Here is a 639-nt window from a genome sequence, read left to right as displayed (position 1 = left end):
GCCATCGAGAGCACGCCGAAGGCGCCCAGGGTGAGCAGCATCGGGATCAGGACGTTGAAGGACTTCTCGACCGCGGGCGGCACGCCCTCGGGCATCTTGATGCGCAGCCTCTCGACGCCCGAGACCTTGATGAAGAGCGTGGGCGCGAACAGGCCGATGATGATGGCGGTGAACATGCCGTTGGTGCCCGTGTAGTCGGTGACGAACGCGCCCGAGACCTGGGCGGTGGTCACCTCCTCGGCCACGTAGAGCGGCGACGAGGCGGAGAGGTCGGCGGCGACCGTCTGCGGCATCATGATGAAGAAGACCGCGAGCGCCACCACCACGCACGAGACGGGGTTGTCGAAGCGCTTGTTGCTCGCGAGGCTGTAGCCCACCATGGCGCACAGCAGGATGGCCGAGATGGAGAGCGCGCCCTGCGTGAGCGAGTTGCCCCAGTACTGGGCCGTGGCGAGCACGTCGGCGTTCGGGAAGAGCCCGGGGCTGCTCGGGTCCGCGCTCCACAGGAACGTGAAGACGACGTTGTTGAGCAGCGCTGCGATGCCGGCGAGGATGAAGATCGGCATGATGGTGGCGAAGCCGTCGCGAAGGCTTCTCAGGTGCACCTGGTTGCCGACCTTGGCGGAGACTTCCGCGAAC

The 639-nt window shown here is 66.5% G+C and carries 1 protein-coding gene; it reads right to left on the bottom strand.

Annotation, left to right across the window (positions count from 1 at the left end; all coding sequences use genetic code 11):
• A partial coding sequence (locus B5F23_RS09490) for a PTS transporter subunit EIIC (RefSeq protein WP_143786408.1) occupies positions 1–639 on the bottom strand: 639 nt, incomplete at both ends.

Source organism: Olsenella sp. An188 (assembly GCF_002160255.1).
In the GTDB taxonomy this organism is placed as follows: Bacteria; Actinomycetota; Coriobacteriia; order Coriobacteriales; family Atopobiaceae; genus Thermophilibacter; species Thermophilibacter avistercoris.
Note: the sequence above shows the minus strand (reverse complement) of the source record. Positions and strands in the feature narration are given on the sequence as shown.